The 16,217-nt window shown below is 57.3% G+C and carries 15 protein-coding genes; 8 read left to right on the top strand and 7 right to left on the bottom strand.

Annotated features, from left to right (window positions below; translation table 11 throughout):
- Nucleotides 1-126 precede the first annotated feature (126 nt).
- Nucleotides 127-639 (top strand): cupin domain-containing protein, encoded by a 513-nt coding sequence (locus tag I6L40_RS02885; protein ID WP_156854398.1) that lies wholly within the window; start codon nucleotides 127-129, stop codon nucleotides 637-639.
- A gap of 79 nt (nucleotides 640-718) precedes the next feature.
- Nucleotides 719-1,165, top strand: a complete 447-nt coding sequence (locus tag I6L40_RS02890; protein ID WP_216994959.1) for an SRPBCC family protein — start codon at nucleotides 719-721, stop codon at nucleotides 1,163-1,165.
- A 102-nt stretch (nucleotides 1,166-1,267) separates the two neighbouring features.
- Here I6L40_RS02890 and I6L40_RS02895 read toward each other — a convergent pair whose 3' ends face one another.
- Together I6L40_RS02895 and I6L40_RS02900 are read right to left on the bottom strand one after the other, a co-directional pair.
- Nucleotides 1,268-1,768, bottom strand: coding sequence for a DUF1993 domain-containing protein (locus I6L40_RS02895; protein WP_216994960.1), 501 nt, complete (start codon nucleotides 1,766-1,768; stop codon nucleotides 1,268-1,270).
- Between the two features lie 158 nt (nucleotides 1,769-1,926).
- A complete protein-coding gene (locus I6L40_RS02900) occupies nucleotides 1,927-2,319 on the bottom strand; it encodes a hypothetical protein (RefSeq protein ID WP_216994961.1) in 393 nt (130 codons plus the stop codon).
- A 77-nt stretch (nucleotides 2,320-2,396) separates the two neighbouring features.
- On the opposite strand from I6L40_RS02900, the gene ydfZ reads away from it, so the two are divergent.
- Both ydfZ and I6L40_RS02910 read left to right on the top strand, forming a co-directional pair.
- Nucleotides 2,397-2,594 carry a putative selenium delivery protein YdfZ gene (gene ydfZ, locus I6L40_RS02905; RefSeq protein WP_005357022.1) on the top strand — a complete coding sequence of 66 codons (198 nt, stop codon included), beginning with the start codon at nucleotides 2,397-2,399 and terminating at the stop codon, nucleotides 2,592-2,594.
- Between the two features lie 672 nt (nucleotides 2,595-3,266).
- Nucleotides 3,267-3,797 carry a transposase gene (locus I6L40_RS02910; protein WP_216994962.1) on the top strand — a complete coding sequence of 177 codons (531 nt, stop codon included), beginning with the start codon at nucleotides 3,267-3,269 and terminating at the stop codon, nucleotides 3,795-3,797.
- An 84-nt stretch (nucleotides 3,798-3,881) separates the two neighbouring features.
- Here the strand turns inward: I6L40_RS02910 and I6L40_RS02915 are convergent, their stop codons facing one another.
- The 4 genes from I6L40_RS02915 to uvrD form a co-directional block, all read right to left on the bottom strand.
- On the bottom strand, nucleotides 3,882-4,556 hold the full coding sequence (locus I6L40_RS02915) for a hypothetical protein (protein WP_216994963.1): 675 nt from the start codon (nucleotides 4,554-4,556) through the stop codon (nucleotides 3,882-3,884).
- The gene (locus I6L40_RS02920; protein ID WP_216994964.1) at nucleotides 4,553-5,002 is read right to left on the bottom strand and encodes a hypothetical protein; all 450 of its coding nucleotides are present in this window, start codon (nucleotides 5,000-5,002) and stop codon (nucleotides 4,553-4,555) included. The genes I6L40_RS02915 and I6L40_RS02920 overlap by 4 nt, the downstream gene beginning before the upstream one ends.
- 28 nt (nucleotides 5,003-5,030) lie before the next feature.
- Nucleotides 5,031-6,140: a hypothetical protein gene (locus I6L40_RS02925; RefSeq protein ID WP_216994965.1), complete on the bottom strand. Its 1,110-nt coding sequence runs from the start codon at nucleotides 6,138-6,140 to the stop codon at nucleotides 5,031-5,033.
- Nucleotides 6,141-6,353: 213 nt separating this feature from the next.
- Nucleotides 6,354-8,525 (bottom strand): DNA helicase II, encoded by a 2,172-nt coding sequence (uvrD, locus tag I6L40_RS02930; protein ID WP_041209786.1) that lies wholly within the window; start codon nucleotides 8,523-8,525, stop codon nucleotides 6,354-6,356.
- 508 nt (nucleotides 8,526-9,033) lie between these two features.
- Between uvrD and I6L40_RS02935 the strand changes: the two genes are divergently transcribed.
- From I6L40_RS02935 to I6L40_RS02950, 4 genes are all read left to right on the top strand, one after another.
- Nucleotides 9,034-10,032: a BMP family protein gene (locus I6L40_RS02935; RefSeq protein ID WP_033115676.1), complete on the top strand. Its 999-nt coding sequence runs from the start codon at nucleotides 9,034-9,036 to the stop codon at nucleotides 10,030-10,032.
- Nucleotides 10,033-10,123: 91 nt separating this feature from the next.
- Nucleotides 10,124-11,689 carry an ABC transporter ATP-binding protein gene (locus I6L40_RS02940; RefSeq protein ID WP_041209785.1) on the top strand — a complete coding sequence of 522 codons (1,566 nt, stop codon included), beginning with the start codon at nucleotides 10,124-10,126 and terminating at the stop codon, nucleotides 11,687-11,689.
- Nucleotides 11,689-12,804, top strand: a complete 1,116-nt coding sequence (locus I6L40_RS02945; RefSeq protein WP_041209784.1) for an ABC transporter permease — start codon at nucleotides 11,689-11,691, stop codon at nucleotides 12,802-12,804. Before I6L40_RS02940 ends, I6L40_RS02945 begins: the two co-directional genes overlap by 1 nt.
- Nucleotides 12,805-12,806: 2 nt before the next feature.
- Entirely contained in the window at nucleotides 12,807-13,772 is a 966-nt protein-coding gene (locus I6L40_RS02950) for an ABC transporter permease (RefSeq protein ID WP_033115673.1), read from the top strand.
- 171 nt (nucleotides 13,773-13,943) lie between these two features.
- On the opposite strand, the gene I6L40_RS02955 is transcribed toward I6L40_RS02950, so the two are convergent.
- Nucleotides 13,944-15,929 carry a bifunctional 2',3'-cyclic-nucleotide 2'-phosphodiesterase/3'-nucleotidase gene (locus tag I6L40_RS02955; protein WP_216994966.1) on the bottom strand — a complete coding sequence of 662 codons (1,986 nt, stop codon included), beginning with the start codon at nucleotides 15,927-15,929 and terminating at the stop codon, nucleotides 13,944-13,946.
- Between the last annotated feature and the right edge of the window lie 288 nt (nucleotides 15,930-16,217).

Below are 16,217 nucleotides of genomic sequence, written 5' to 3' on the forward strand. Positions count from 1 at the left end.
CCGTTGCCGAGTCCGCCGCCACACCATCCGTGGTGCAACGGGCCGACCGATTTCTGCTTTTCTCCCCCGCATTTTGGCAGTTAGGATGACCCTTCCCGAGTCAGCCTCATAGCATAAGGAATCACTATGAACCGCCACCCCTGCATCAAACACTGGAGCGAGCTGCAAGAGCAGGAGCCGCGCTACTACTCCGGCAGTCAGGAGCCCCTGTCGCGCGGTTGCGCCCTCGGCAAGCACTTTGGCTTCAGCCGCATCGGCATCCACCACGAGATCGTCGAGCCCGGCCACCGTACCAGCTGGCCACACGCCGAAAAGACCGAGGACGAGTTCGTCCACGTGCTGGAAGGCACCCCCGATGTCTGGCTCGATGGCGTGCTCTATCGGCTGCAACCGGGCGATTCGGTCGGCTTCAAGGCCGGTGACGGGCTGGCCCACGCCTTTATCAACAACACCGAAGAGATTGTCCGCCTGCTCTGCATCGGCGATACCGACCGGGAGGATAACCGCATCCACTACGCCGTCCACCCCGAGCGCAATATCACCCTCGGCAAGCTGCACTGGGACGACGTACCCGCGCGCGAGCTGGGCGATCACGACGGCCTGCCCGACAAGCTGCGCGAGAGCAACGGCCCCTTCTAGCGCAGGGGAGGGCCGCCCGATGGGGCGTTTCCCGCTCTGGCGACTATCCTTTGGGACTCAATCCAGCAAGGAGGTGAACATGACAACAGGAACAGTGCGACTTCATCGCGTCATCAAGGCGCCGCCGATGCGGGTCTATCGGGCCTTTATCGAGGCGCAGGCGCTGGCCAAATGGCTGCCGCCCCACGGTTTTACCTGTCAGGTGGAGCATCTGGATGCCCGGGTTGGCGGCTCGTTCCGGATGTCCTTCACCAACTTCGCCAGCGGCCATAACCAGACCTTCGGCGGTGAATACCTCGAACTGGTGCCGGGCGAGCGGATTCGCTACACCGATCGCTTCGATGAGCCCGGTCTCGCCGGGGTGATCCATGTCTCCATCATCCTGACCGCGGTGAGTTGCGGTACCGAGCTGGCGGTGGTGCAGGAGGGGATCCCCGCCGCCATTCCGCTGGAGATGTGCTATCTCGGCTGGCAGGAGTCGCTGACCCAGCTGGTGGCGCTGGTGGAACCGGATATCCCCGCTTAATGGCCGGTGGCGGGCCGGGCATTCACCCCGCTCGCCAGCCGCTTGCAATAAAAAGAGCCTGCCAGATGGCAGGCTCTCCTCATTCTGGTCGGGGCGACTTTATTATTGCATATTGAGCCCGCCCAGATAGTCGCGCTTGCCGAGATCGACCCCGGCGCGGCGCAGCAGGGCGTAGGCCATGGTGAGGTGGAAGTAGAAGTTGGGAATGCCGTACTCATGGACGCAGGTATGGCCATCCATCCCCTTGCCGCCCGCCCAGTGGGGCACGTAACGGCCGCTGGCGTACTGGCTGTAGTCCGCGTCCAGCTTGCCCTGCAGATAGGTGATGGTCTTGCCGATATGGGCGCGCAGATCCGCGATGGTCTTGGGATCATCGCCCATGGCCGGCAGCTCGCTGTGGCTGGCGGTGGCGACCACGCTGCGGGCTGCATCGCAGCAGATCAGCACCTGCTTGCTGAAGGGCAGCATATCGACAATCAGCCGATCGCCGAAGAAGTTGTCCACGTTGAACTGCTTCGCCGCGGCGTGGGCCTCGGCCTTGGCCAGACAGTGATCCAGATTGGTCAGCATCTTGATGAACTGGGCGGTGATATCGCGATTCATGAGCACTCTCCATCTTGTTGAAACAGCGGCCCGCGTGCGCGGCCACGGTGAATGAGACTGGCTAATCGGCCACCAATATACCCCAACCGCTGTCGGGTTCGAGCCCGGCGCGCACAAAAGCGCGGGGCAGGGGTCTGTGATACGACAGGAGGTGGCGATCAGCGGGCGGCGCGCTGCCAGAGCAGGGTCAGGCCGATGCCAAGCACCATAATGACGCCGAACACGAACTCCAGCCCGTCGGGCGAATCCCGGGTGCGGGCAACCAGCGCGCAGGCGCCAAGGGTGCAGAGAAGCCCCACATAGACCCGCCAGAAGCGCGGGAAGTCGGTAATGAAATCGACAAGGTCGAGCAGGTCGTCGAGCAGTTGCAGCAGTGACATCATCCCCTCCGGTGGCGCCGTCACACCCAGTTCCCTCAGCTTGGCACGACCGGGTGGCGGGCGATATCCGCGCGCGTGATAGCCAGCCGGGCCAACGCAGGGGGCGGTCGCTGCAACGCTGACTTTTTCGCCCTGTGAGTCCCTCTCTGTCCCTTTTTTGATCTGTGACATAAATCACCTTTTTTCAGAGGCGTAGGCTGATCCCGCTGCCCGGAGCACCCACCCGGGTACAAGAAAAGGAGAGTGTAATGAAGATCTATGACCGGAACCGAAATGTGCTGAACCAGGGTCAGCGCGTCATGATTGCCGCCACCGGCGCCGTCGACTTCCTGAAAGAGGCTCATACCGACAACATGACTCCCTATCAGGCGGAGCACGAGAAGTGCGTGCTGCTGGCAAACTCCGGTGAGCGCTACGCCCCCATCGAGTTGATTAGACTAGGCTGATCCCTTTCCCTGTCACCCTACTCTTTACAATTCACCCGGCCGCCGCGCCTGACGGCCGGGTTTCTGATCTCCCTTCCTCTATTGCCTCAATCTCGTTTGGCCACTCTCTCTGCCGCTGCGCACCGCATGCCGCCGGCCCGCTATCTTGCCGATGTTGCTCCCTCGCCCTGCGGGAGAGGGGCGGGGTGAGGGGGTCGGTTGTCACGAGCTGACCGGTGTTGCTCCCTCGCCCTGCGGGAGAGGGCTGGGGTGAGGGCATTACTTGCCACCCACTGGCCGCCGCTATCATCCACCCGCTAACCCATCCACTCTCACCACCCTGTAAATCGGCCAACCCCTTGTTGGCGCCTGTGATAACAGCCCCGAGCTTGAATGGCAGCCAAAACGGTATGTATAAATTTAATTTATAGGTTTTGCGAAAATACCATCGTTTTGTCTTATGCCGATAGGCGGCAAGCCACAAGCTCCCGTTTGGCGGCCAGCAGGGCGCTGAAGGGCAATGGCCGATTTGAGATAACGGGAATGGCTCGAAGTAAAAGGGATATGTAGGTTCGATTAGCGAAGCGTAATCGGACGATCGCGCAATGGAACATCCGCACCATCACGACCCGCAAGCAGATCGAAGTGAGGCAAGGCTATGCTTGGCTTTTCGGTCTCGATGAGGGGAAAAGGATGGCCAATTGGCGGCGGGCATGGTGGCCCGGAGGAACCTGGTTCTTCACCGTCAACCTGCTGGAGCGGCGCAACAACCGGCTGCTGGTGGAGCAGATCGACCTGCTGCGTCAAAGCGTTGCCAAGGTGCAACAGGCTCACCCCTTCGCCATTCATGCATGGGTGGTGTTGCCCGACCATCTCCACTGCATTCTCTCTTTGCCGGAGGGGGACACCGATTTCCCCCTGCGTTGGCGGCTGATCAAAAGCCACTTTTCCCGCGCCTTGCCGGTGACTGAGCGGCGCAGCCAGACCCGGTTACGCCACGGGGAGCGGGGCATCTGGCAGCGCCATTATTGGGAACACCTGATCAGGGATGAGCAGGATTACCGCCACCATATGGATTACGTCCATATAAACCCGCTCAAACATGGTCATGTCACGCGGGTGGCCGATTGGCCGTATTCCACCTTCCATCGTTACGTGGCGAGCGGCGTCTATCCACCGGATTGGTGCGGGTCGGTAGATGGGGTGCTGGGGGGATTGGAGTAAACCCCTAACAGGGTTGTTCCGTTGTAAGCGTTCGATTACGCGAACGTCTTACGCGATCGTCCGATTACGCTTCGCTAATCGAACCTACGGCTCTCTATTTTTCTTAGCTTTGGCACTTTTATCTTGTGGGTCATGATGAAGAGATATCCAGCGATGTCTCACAAGATATGAAAGACCAGAAGAGCAGTGTTCATGCGTGGTCAAAAATGAGCTGGAAGATTTAAGACACGTTAGTACTTTCATATTTACGTACTCATTAGCACCATTGTTTTCCCAGTGTTTCTTCAGACGCATGATCTTTTCATTTAGGTTGGAGGTGTTATTGTAGATTATCAGCCCCCCCCGACAGCATTTATCAGACCCACTGCTATATCTTGTAGATAGTTGCCTCATCCCTTCTAGAATATTGTCATCGCTTCTGTGCCATTTTGCCTCGCCGATCCACTGACAGCTGCCATGCTTTACCAAAATGTCTGTAGAACCAGCATAAAAAGTACCATGAGTAGCATCAATACACTTTTGTTTAAGCATACTTACAATGTGGGAAGATATTTGGTCTTCTTCACTTTCTGTGTAATATGGCCTATTAGACTCAATATCCAGTACTATGCTTTCAATTTCGGATTCTATCCTATCTGCAAAATCAGAGTAGCTCTGCTCGATTCCCATGACTTTGTACTGCCACTCAAATATCATGCTTTGATATTGTGGATGTTGTGCCATTCTATCAATGTCTTGCAGAGATATATTGCAACTCATGAGAGGGCCTCCACACTTCCGCTTTCATTGGAGTCACTCTCTTTCATTGAATATAGCATGTTGCTATATTCAAAATAAATGAAAACATGAGATTTGTAGTCGTGAATTTCCCTTCCGGTAACAGGATGAACTAAGTAGCCAGACTGTTCTGCTGATTTTATCTCTTCTGCATCAATATCAATTTGATCATCACCGTCAATTAGTTCATGCTTTATCTCTAAAAGACCAGAAACAAGAGCTATTGACATTGTGATGGACATGACATCGTAGTCATTTAACTCTGAATTAGTAATTCTTTTTATTGAAGAAAAACTTAAGTGTTGTAAATTATATAATGGTTGTTCAACCAGATGGGTAAGTATTTTGTAAGCAGCAGACATATGCATAGGCTTATTATGCCAGATTTTAGCATACTCCATGATATAGTTTTTATCTGCCACCTTCATACCAATAGCCCTTTATGTTCGGCGGTTGTTAATGGATCATTATATCTAAAAGTTTTATCACTATAAATCTATAATCATCCTCATTTAGTGTTTTTGTGATAATTGCCTCATCTAAAATAGTTGCCCCATAAGCACTATTAGATCTCATCGATCCAGGCAATACTAACTCAGGTTCAGTACCAGTTGTGGGATTAGTCCATACTCGAGAGATATAATATGGATCGAATTGATCTTTGATCACCTCGGCTCCGGCTAGATGGTACTTATCTCTGAGAATGCATTTGTTACCACGTCTGTTTTTGTGGTGTTTCATTGCACCTTCATCGGTGGTAAATTTAAGCTCCACAACTCGACCATCACCAACTGGAATTTCTAAAACCTTTCTGATGGCGGGATAGAAGTCTATTAAGCTGCCGGTTACTTCAAAACCACTTTTTCTACATTCAGAGAAAAATAGTGAGCTTAATTGAGAGTATGCCAAAGATCTGTATTCTGGTGTTAATCCCTCAGTTGTGTCGATTCTAAACTCTATTCTGTCCATACCTAACGGTATAAAAATTACATCAAAACAAAATTTCTCTTCCATTTTGATAATATACATTTCTGAACCCAAAGGAACACCCTTTGAGTACTCTTCTGTAAGAGCATCTGATGGGATTTTCTGCTTTAATTTTACGCGACGATTTGATGCAAAACCAAAATAGTGCCCAAGGCCATCTACTTTTTTGTATACAAGGGTAGGGCTAGCAACAAAGTCATCTTTGTTAATTAATAGTATGCCTTTGTACTTTTGATCTGGGTTTATTGAGTCTAGGGTCTCTTTAAACTTCACCGTATCTAGAGAATCGTGGACTTTAAATAGCCTGAGGGATTTTTCCCCAGAGAGATAATGTTCAATTAGTACGCTAGATAATGTAAGGAATCGTCCCAGCAAGATTCTATTAACTAGGCTATTATTCAAATCCAATAATTTTTTGGATAGTCGTTCGAAACCTCTCGCTTTGATCATGGCGTCTTCAAGTAAGAGTTTTGAAAAAATGCTCCAAGGAACTCGACATGAAATGTCATTCAGTAGTGATACAGCTTTTTGTTTCATCACATCAAAATCAGCATCTTCAATACTAATCATCTCGCCCATTTTTAACTGAACCCTCAAGCTAGAAACGCACTTTATTGATAACTTAGTTTACTAAGAAATAAGCTCTATATGAAGCTATAAAACCTATGTAGTGCGCCGATAGTTCACAAAATGGATATTGAATATCAACTTAGGGCGTATTTGGGTGGAGGAGGAGGACTAAACAATCAACCCGGCCTAAGCCGGGTTGGTTTTATCAAAAAGCGGGAAAAATCACAGCGCTTCCAATCTGGCATACGCCGTCACCAGCCACTTGGCGCCGACGTCGTCGAACTGGATCTGCACCCGGCTCTGCTGGCCGACCCCTTCGAAGTTGAGTACCACCCCTTCGCCGAATTTCGGATGGAGTACCCGCTGGCCGAGCTTGATGCCGCTGGCGTCGAAGCTCTGCTGCACCTCGTTCTGGCTAAAGCGGCCGTACTGGGTGGGGCGGCTGACCTGAGTGCGCAGCCGGATCTCTTCCAGACACTCGGCGGGCATCTCGCGGATAAAGCGGCTCGGCTTGTGGAACATCTCGCGGCCGTAGATGCGGCGGCTCTCGGCATAACAGATGTAGAGCTTCTCCATGGCGCGGGTCATGCCGACGTAACAGAGGCGGCGCTCCTCTTCCAGCCGGCCCGACTCCTCGGTGGATTGCTGGCTGGGGAACATCCCTTCCTCGACGCCGACCAGCAGCACCAGCGGGAATTCCAAGCCCTTGGCGCTGTGCAGGGTCATCAGCTGCACCGCGTCGGCATATTCGTCCGCCTGATTCTCGCCGGATTCCAGCGCCGCGTGGGCGAGGAAGGCGGAGAGATCGCTCATATCCTCCAGCTCGTCCGGGCGCTGGTACTGGCGGCAGGCGGTGACCAGTTCGTCCAGGTTCTCTACCCGCGCTTGGGATTTCTCGCCCTTTTCTGCCAGATACATCGCCTTGAGGCCAGAGTTCTGGATGGCGATATCCGCTTGCTGGTGCAGCGGCAGCATGGCGACCTGCTCCTCCAGCGCGTCGATCAGCTCGACAAAGCCGCGCACCGCATTGCCGGCGCGACCGGTCAGCACCTTGTCGTTGAGCAAGGCCTTGGCCGATTGCCACAGGTTGAGCCCCTGATCGCGGGCGTTGCCGCGCAGGATCTCGAGGGTGCGATCGCCGATGCCGCGGGTCGGGGTGTTGACCACCCGCTCGAAGCTGGCGTCGTCGCCACGGTTGTTGATAAGGCGCAGGTAGGCCATGGCGTCCTTGATCTCTTGCCGCTCGAAGAAGCGCAGGCCACCGTAGATGCGGTAGGGCATGGCGTCTTGCATCAGCGCCTCTTCCAGCACCCGCGACTGGGCGTTGGAGCGATAGAGGATGGCGCAGTCGGCCAACAGGCCCCCTTTTTCCTTCCAATCCTTGAGGCGGCCGACCACGAAGCGCGCTTCGTCCACCTCGTTGAAGGCGGCGTAGAGCGAAATCGGCTCGCCCTCGGCCCCTTCGGTCCACAGCTCCTTGCCAAGACGCTCGGCGTTGTTGGCGATGACGCTGTTGGCCGCTTTGAGGATATTGGCGGTGGAGCGGTAGTTCTGTTCGAGGCGGATGGTCTCGGCGCCCTGATAGTCGGTCAGGAAGCGCTGGATGTTCTCGATCTTGGCGCCGCGCCAGCCGTAGATGGACTGGTCATCGTCGCCGACGATCATCACCTTGCCGCTGTTGCCCGCCAGCATCCGCAACCAGGCGTACTGGATGCCGTTGGTATCCTGAAACTCGTCCACCAGGATGTTCTGGAAGCGGTCGCGGTAGTGCTCGAGGATGTGCGGCTTGTTCAGCCACAGCTCGTGGGCGCGCAGCAGCAGCTCGGCAAAGTCCACCAGACCGGAGCGATCGCAGGTCTCCTGATAGGTCTTGTAGATCTGCTGATAGGTGCGGGTGACGGGGTCGCCGTAGAGGTCGATGTCGCCGGGGCGCAACCCCTCGTCCTTCTTGCCGTTGATGTAGCCCATCACGGCGCGCGGGGCCCAGTGCTTCTCGTCCAGATTGAGCGCCTTGAGCACCCGGCGGATCAGCCGGTACTGGTCGTCGGAGTCGAGGATCTGGAAATCCTGCGGCAAGCCCGCATCCAGATGATGGGCCCGCAGCAAACGGTGGGCGATACCGTGGAAGGTGCCGATCCACATGCCGCGCACGCCGTCGCCGATCACTTTCTCGACCCGGCCGCGCATCTCGGCCGCCGCCTTGTTGGTAAAGGTGACCGCGATGATGGAGAAGGGTGAACAGCGTTCCACCTGCATCAGCCAGGCGATACGGTGCACCAGCACCCGGGTCTTGCCCGAACCGGCTCCGGCCAGCACCAGCAGGTTGCTGCGGGGCGCCGCAACGGCATCTCTTTGCTTGTCGTTGAGCCCGTCGAGCAGGGTTGAAACGTCCATCACCACTCCTGTTTATTTATACAGGCGGCGATTATACGGCCATCCCCCCGTCAGACCAACTGCAAACTCCGCACGACGGGCAGGCGAGGGGAGTCGGGCAGGGCGGCTGCGGCGGTTTCTGGTCGGCAAAATGGTTGCGGAGGGGGGATGGTTTCCAGCTGTAGCCGACGGCCGGATGGCGCGCCGCGCGGTTATTTTGCGAGCCGGATCACGGGGCGATGGGTGGGGCGGATGCCCAACCGGGGAAAACGGTTTAGAGTAACCAATTGAACAATAAGAGAAATGTCGTTTGGGTCTCTGAGTTGTCAGCATAAACAACTGAAAAGTAGCTAAAAAACAACTGCTTATAAGGTTATTTGCTTATAATTCAAACCGTTAACGCAAACGTTTTTCCCTTATCATTTGCTTGACCCGCACCGGGGCTGACTTAGAGTAACCCTGCGTGCTAGATGACCCGCTTCGGCGGGCAAGCAAGTTCCCTCACTTAATAACAATCAAGGATACGATCGTGACTAAAGTGCTCAAACTGGCCACCGTGGCCTCCCTCACTCTCGCTGCTCTCTCTGCTCAGGCTGCTTCCGAGCCGGCCGTGATCTATGACACCGCGGGCAAGTACGACAAATCATTCAACGAAGCCGTGTTCCGTAACGGCGTCGAGCTTTACAACAAGGACAAAGGGGTAAAGGTCAAAGAGTTTGAGCCCCAGAACGAAGCCCAGCGTGAGCAGGGTCTGCGTCGTCTGGCCAGCCGTGGCAACGGCCCGATCGTAGCGGTCGGCTTCAACATGGGTTCTGCGGTAGAGAAGGTTGCGACCGAATTCCCGAAAACCCAGTTCACCATCATCGACATGGTGGTCGACAAGCCGAACGTCCAGTCCGTCATCTTCAAGGAGCATGAAGGTTCCTTCCTGGTGGGCGCGCTGGCTGCCATCGCCTCCAAAACCGGCAAGGTCGGCTTCGTGGGCGGCATGGATATCCCGCTGATCCGCAAGTTCGAGTGCGGCTACGAGCAGGGTGCCAAGTACGTCAATCCGAAGATCGAAGTGTTCCAGAACATGGCAGGCTCCACCCCGGCCGCGTTTGCTGACCCGGCCAAGGGTGCCGAGCTGGCCAAGTCCCAGTTCGCCAAAGGCGCTGACGTGGTTTACGCCGCAGCTGGCGGTACCGGTATCGGTGTCTATCAGGCAGCCAAGGACAGCGGCAAGTTTGCCATCGGCGTAGACTCCAACCAGAACCACCTGCAACCGGGCACCATGCTGACTTCCATGGTCAAGTCTGTGGGCCTGGCTGCCTACCAAACCTGGGATGACGCGGCCAAAGGCCAGTGGAAACCGGGGATCAAGAACCTGGGTCTGGCCGAAGGCGGTGTGGATTGGGCGCTCGACAAGGACAACGAGAAGCTGATCACCCCGGAGATGAAAGCCAAGGTGGATGCCATCAAGGCCGAAATTATTTCAGGCAAGGTCAAGGTTCATGACTACATGAGCGACAATACCTGCAAATACTAATTAGATAGTTGCTGCTACGACTCTCAACGCACCGACCGGCCCGCACGGGCCGGTTTTTACAGTCTTATTTCATGAAACGCAGGGCTGCATCATGGACCAGACAGATCGCTATGCCATCGAATTAAGAGGTATCGATAAGCGGTTCGGCGAAGTGTACGCCAACAAGCTGATCGACCTTAAGGTTCGGAAAGGCAGTATTCACGGCATCGTTGGCGAAAACGGCGCCGGTAAATCCACCCTGATGAGCATCATTTACGGCTTCTACCATGCCGATAAAGGCGAGATGTTCATCGACGGGAATCCTTTCAAACCCCACGGTTCACAAGATGCGATTGCCGCAGGCGTGGGCATGGTGCACCAGCACTTCATGCTGGTGAACAACTTTACGGTTTTGGAAAACGTCATCCTCGGCGCTGAAAATGGCTGGCACCTTCAGCAGAGCGTGGCGTCGGCAGAGAAGCTGCTCGGCGAGCTGGCGCGGGACTATGGTCTCGAGGTGCCGCTGCACGAGAAGGTGGAAGATCTGCCGGTGGGCCTGCAACAGCGGGTCGAAATTCTCAAGGCGCTCTATCGCGGCGCCCGCATCCTGATCCTCGACGAGCCGACCGGGGTACTCACCCCGCAAGAGGCGGATCACCTGTTCAAGGTGCTGGAGAAGCTGCGGGATCAGGGGGCGACCATCATCCTCATCACTCACAAGCTGCGCGAGATCCTGGCCATCACGGATCAGGTCTCCATCATGCGCCGCGGCGAGATGGTGGCGCACGTTGCCACCAAGGATACCGACAAGGAGCAGCTGGCCGAACTGATGGTGGGCCGCAAGGTGCGCCTCAAGGTCGACAAGGGGCCGACCCAGCCGGGCGAAGCCAAGCTGAAGGTCGAGGGGCTCAGCTACTTCGACGCCAGCAAGGTGGAGCGGGTCAAATCGGTCAGCTTCGAGGTGCGCGCCGGTGAAGTGGTCGGCATTGCCGGGGTCTCCGGCAACGGCCAGTCCGAGCTGCTCAGCCTGCTTGGCGGCATCATCAAGCCGAGCAAGGGCGGCTTTACCATCAGCAGCCGCAGCGGCGTGCACAAGGTGAGCGCCGATCATGCGGCCGATCCCGAGATGGTACGTAACTTCGGTCTCGGCCATGTGCCGGAAGATCGCCACAAGATGGGTCTCATCAACCGCTTCGAGGCGAAAGAGGCCTTTATCCTCGGTTATCACCGCCGTCCGCAATACAACAAGGGGTGGCTGCAGAACAAGGAGGCGATCCAGCAGGATTGCCAGGCCAAGATGGAGAAGTGGGACGTGCGCCCGCCCCATCCCGACCACAAGACCGCCAACTTCTCCGGTGGCAACCAGCAGAAGCTGGTGATCGCCCGTGAAGTGGAGCAGGACCCGGATGTGCTGTTGATCGGCCAGCCGACCCGCGGGGTCGACATCGGCGCCATCGAGTATATCCACCAGCAGATCATCGCCATGCGCGACAAGGGCAAGGCGGTACTGCTGGTCTCGGTGGAGCTGGACGAGATCATGAGTCTCTCTGACCGCATTCTGGTCATTGCCGACGGTCGCATCGTCGGCGAGCTGGATGCCGCCAAAGCGGACGAGCGCACTATCGGCCTGATGATGGCCAACATAGTGCCGGATGAAGTTGCCAAGGAGGCCCACTGATGAGCCAAGTACGTATTCCTGCCTGGGTCTCCGTGGGCGTCGTGTCTGCGGTCAACATCCTGCTGGCCTTCCTGGTGTCGGCCATCCTGTTCTACTACCTCGAGATCAACCCGGTCGATGCCGCCAAGATTATGTGGTACGGCGCGTTTGGTACCGGTGAAGGGTTTGGCTTTACCCTCTACTACGCAACCGGCTTTATCTTCACCGGTCTGTCGGTAGCGGTCGCCTTCCACGCCGGTCTGTTCAACATCGGCGGTGAAGGTCAGGCTTATATCGGTGGTCTGGGGGTCGGTCTGGTCTGTCTGACCCTCGGCGATGTGCTGCCGTTCTCCCTGCTGTTGCCGCTCTCCATCGTTGCCGGTGGTCTGTTCGGTGCGGCCTGGGCCTTTATTCCGGCCTGGCTGCAAGCCAAGCGCGGCAGCCACATCGTTATCACCACCATCATGTTCAACTTCATCGCCGCCTCGCTGATGGCCTATCTGCTGGTGGAGGTGTTCAAGCCGCCCGGTTCGATGGCGACCGAGAGCCGGGTGTTTGCCGAAGCGAGCTGGCTGCCCAAGATGACCGGGCTGGCGAGCCTGTTTGGCGTCGAGATGCCGAACAGCCCGCTCAACATCAGCTTCTTCTGGGCGCTGATCTGTGCGGCGCTGGTGTGGGTCTTTATCTGGCACACCCGCTGGGGCTACGAGATCCGCTCGGTCGGTGCCAGCCAGAGTGCCTCCGCCTACGCCGGTATCTCCTATCCCAAGGTGGTGATCCTGGCCATGGTCATCTCCGGCATGCTATCGGGCTTTTTCGCCCTCAACGTGCTGCAGGGTGAGCTGCACCAGATCAAGCTCAACTTCGTGGAAGGGTTCGGCTTCACCGGTATCGCGGTGGCGCTGATGGGGCGTAACCACCCGGTCGGCGTCATCATCGCCAGCCTGCTGTTCGGTTTCCTCTATCAGGGGGGCGCCGAGCTCAGCTTCGAGTTCGGTGTCGACCGCAACATCGTCGTGGTGCTGCAGGGTCTGGTGATCCTGTTCTGTGGCGCCCTTGAGCACATGATGCGTCCGCGCATCGAGCAGCTCTATCTGGCGTTTGCCAACCGCTCTGCGCAAGTCAAGGGGGCCTGATCATGTTTGAAATTCTGATCCTGATGCTGGATGCCACCATCCGTACCGCGCCGCCCCTCATTCTGGCCGCCATGGCCGGCATGTTCTGCGAGCGCTCCGGGGTGGTCAACATTGCGCTGGAAGGCAAACTGCTGGCAGCGGCGTTCGCCAGTGGTGCAGCGGCTGCGGTCTCCGGTTCCGCCTGGGTGGGACTGGGGGCCGGGATTGCCATCTCGGTGCTGTTTGCCCTGATGCACGGCTTTGCCACCATCACCCACCGCGGTGATCAGGTGGTGAGCGGGATGGCCATCAACATTCTGGCGGCCGGTCTGACCGTGACGCTGGGCCGTTACTGGTTCGATCAGGGTGGCCAGACGCCGGCGCTCTCCGGCGATGCCCGCTTCGCTCCCATCGATTTCCCCTATGCCAAGGAGCTCTACGATGTCCCAGTGATTGGCCAGCTCTACAGCGAGCTCTTGAGCGGCCACTCCCTGCTGGAGTACGTGGCGTTCGCCTGCGTGCCGCTGGCCTGGTGGGTGATGTTCCGTACCCGCTTCGGTCTGCGGCTGCGGGCGGTGGGCGAGGCGCCGGCGGCGGTCGATACCGCCGGTATCTCTGTGGTGCGGATGCGCTACACCGCGCTCATCATCGGCGGCCTGCTGGCCGGTATCGGTGGCACCTATCTGGCGGTAGCCCAGACGGCCCAGTTCATCCCCAACATGAGTGCGGGCAAGGGCTTTATGGCGCTGGCGGCACTGGTGTTCGGCAAGTGGCGCCCCTGGAATGCCATGGCAGCCTGCCTGCTGTTCGGCTTCCTCGATGCGGTCGCCATCCGTCTGCAAGGGGTGACCATCGGCGACTTCCCGATCCCGGTACAGGCCATCGAGGCGCTGCCCTACATCCTGACCGTGTTCCTGCTGGCCGGCTTTATCGGCCGCGCCGTGGCACCGAAGGCACTTGGTACACCCTATGTGAAGGAGCGGGAATAGCGCCCTTTATCGCGATATTCCCGACCACCCAGATAACAGCAGGCCCACTTCGGTGGGCCTGTTTTTTTATGGCTGCTGCTGCGTGGATACTGCGGCCGCCTTGCCGGGTGGGCTGGAAATGAAAAGCCCCCTCATACGGGAGGGGGCTTGGCCGGATGGCTGGTTTCTGACTCAGGGAACCAGCTTGTAGACACCAAAGCCGGGGTGTTTGGGATCGCTGGCCGGCAGGGTCTCCACATAGTTCAGCTTGCCGCCGGTCAGGGCTTGCGCCTCGCTGCGCGGGGAGCTGTAGATACGCAGATCCAGCGTGCCCGGCAGGGGGGCCAGCTGCCAGTTGTTGTCTGCCGCTGGCGTGAAGCCTCCCGGGTTGTTGGTGGCCAGCAGCTTCAGATACTCGGAGAGCACTTCGCGTGTTTCGAAGGGATCTTCATGGACGATCACTTTGCTGTTGATGCCCGGGAAGTTGCCACCGCCGCTGGCACGGTAGTTGTTGGTCACCACGTAGAACATCTGGGCCGGATCGACCGGTTGCCCCTGATAGGTGAGATCGGTGATGCGGTAGCTGTCGCTCACCTTGTTGCCATCCACGTCGTAGCGGGCCGCCTTGGTCACATCGACCTTGTAGTTGACCCCGTCGATGACATCGAAGTTGTAGGTACGGTACTTCTCGTTGACCAGCCACTGGGTTGCGGGATTGGCGGGGTCGATCTTGTTGAACTGGACGGCGCTCTTCTCCAGCCACTCCTTGACGGTGGCACCGTTGATGGCCACGACCTGCAGGGTGTTGGGGTAGACATAGAGGTCGGCCACATTGCGCAGGGAGATATTGCCCGCCGGCACATAGGTGAAATCGGTCGGGCCATTGCGGCCCCCGCGGAACGGTGCGGCGGCGGAGAGGATCGGCCACTTCTCCTTGAGCTGACCATCCTGCTGCAACTTCTTGGCGTGCCAGAGCTGGGCATCGCTGACGATCTGGATGGAGGGGTCATCCTGTACCAGCGCAAAGAAGCTGTGGATGGGTTGGGTAATCTTGCTGAGGGGCTCGTCCAGCCACTGGTTGGCCTGCTCGTGTTCGGTGATGACCTGATCGACCACCGCCTGATCTTCCACGCTGGTGGCGCTGCTGTCGATCTTGCGCAGCTGTGCCTGGCTGGAGCTGACCTGCCAGCGACCATCCTGCCAGGTCATATGCAGGTCGATGATGCCGAGGTGGTTGCCCCATACGCCGGGCATGACAGCCGGTACGCCCGCCAGGGTGCCTTTGTCGTTGTCCACATCGGTCATGTTGGGGTAATCGCCCGGGAAGGTGCGGTGGGCATGGCCCAGCAGCAGGGCGTTGACCCCCTTCACCTTGGCCAGCGGCAGAGCGGCGTTCTCCATCAGCGGTTCGCGCGGGTCGCCAATGATGCCGGTGTGAGCGACCACCACTACGATGTCGGCACCTTTGGCCTGCATCTCGGGCACATAGTGCTCGGCGGTCTCGACCATATCGGCCACAACTACCTTGCCCTCCAGATTGCGCTTGTCCCACTGGCTGATCTGGGGCGGTGTCAGGCCGAGTACGCCAACCTTGATGGTCTGGTTGTTGCCGTTGGCATCTTTCACCTGACGATCAAGCAGCACGTAGGGTTTGAACTTCTGCTTGCTCCAGTCGATGGTGCCCTTGCCATCGCGACTGAAGGCATCGGCCTCGAAGACGTTGGCGTTGATATAGGGATAGTTGGCCCCCTTGAGCGTCGCGGCGAGGAAATCGAGCCCGAAGTTGAATTCGTGGTTACCCAGGTTGCCGACATCATAGTTCAGGGTGTTCAGCGCTTTGATGGCGGGGTGGGTCTGCTTGCTCAGCCACTGCTGTTTGACCTGCTGGTCGTGGATGTAGTCGGCCAGCGGGGTGCCCTGAATCAGATCGCCGTTATCGATCAGCAGGTTGTTGGCGTTTTCCTCGCGCGCCTTGCGGATCAGAACTGCAGTACGGGAGAAGCCGAGCGAGGCATCCGGCTTGTTCTGGTAGTAGTCATAACCCAGCAGGTTGGAGTGGATATCCGAGGTCTCTATCAGCCTCAGGTTGACGTCACCGGGAGCCTGAGAGTTGTTGTCGTTGCAGCCGGACAGCAAAAGAATAACGGCCACTGCGCTCAATTTGAGAGTGGTTTTCATGGGTAGGGTTCTCTTTGTTATGGGAATTGCCAGCACCGGGCATTTTATCGGCGACCAAAGAGACGGGCTGTGAGCCTGCTAACACTCCCGGCTAAGATGGCTCCTATCAATAGAGCTATGGGTCTGATTTGGCAGTTTTTTCCAATTTTTTCTCGCCATGCGTGACGCCTTGTATTGCTGCGGTTTCGCTAAAAAGGGTGGGGTCACTGGATCTTTTTGGGGCCTTTTTGCTCGTCTGTAATGGTTGGTTACAGATCTCCATTCGACTGCCGAGTGACCTCTCAATTA

It is taken from the genome of Aeromonas sp. FDAARGOS 1410, assembly GCF_019048745.1.
Taxonomy (GTDB): Bacteria; Pseudomonadota; Gammaproteobacteria; order Enterobacterales; family Aeromonadaceae; genus Aeromonas; species Aeromonas jandaei.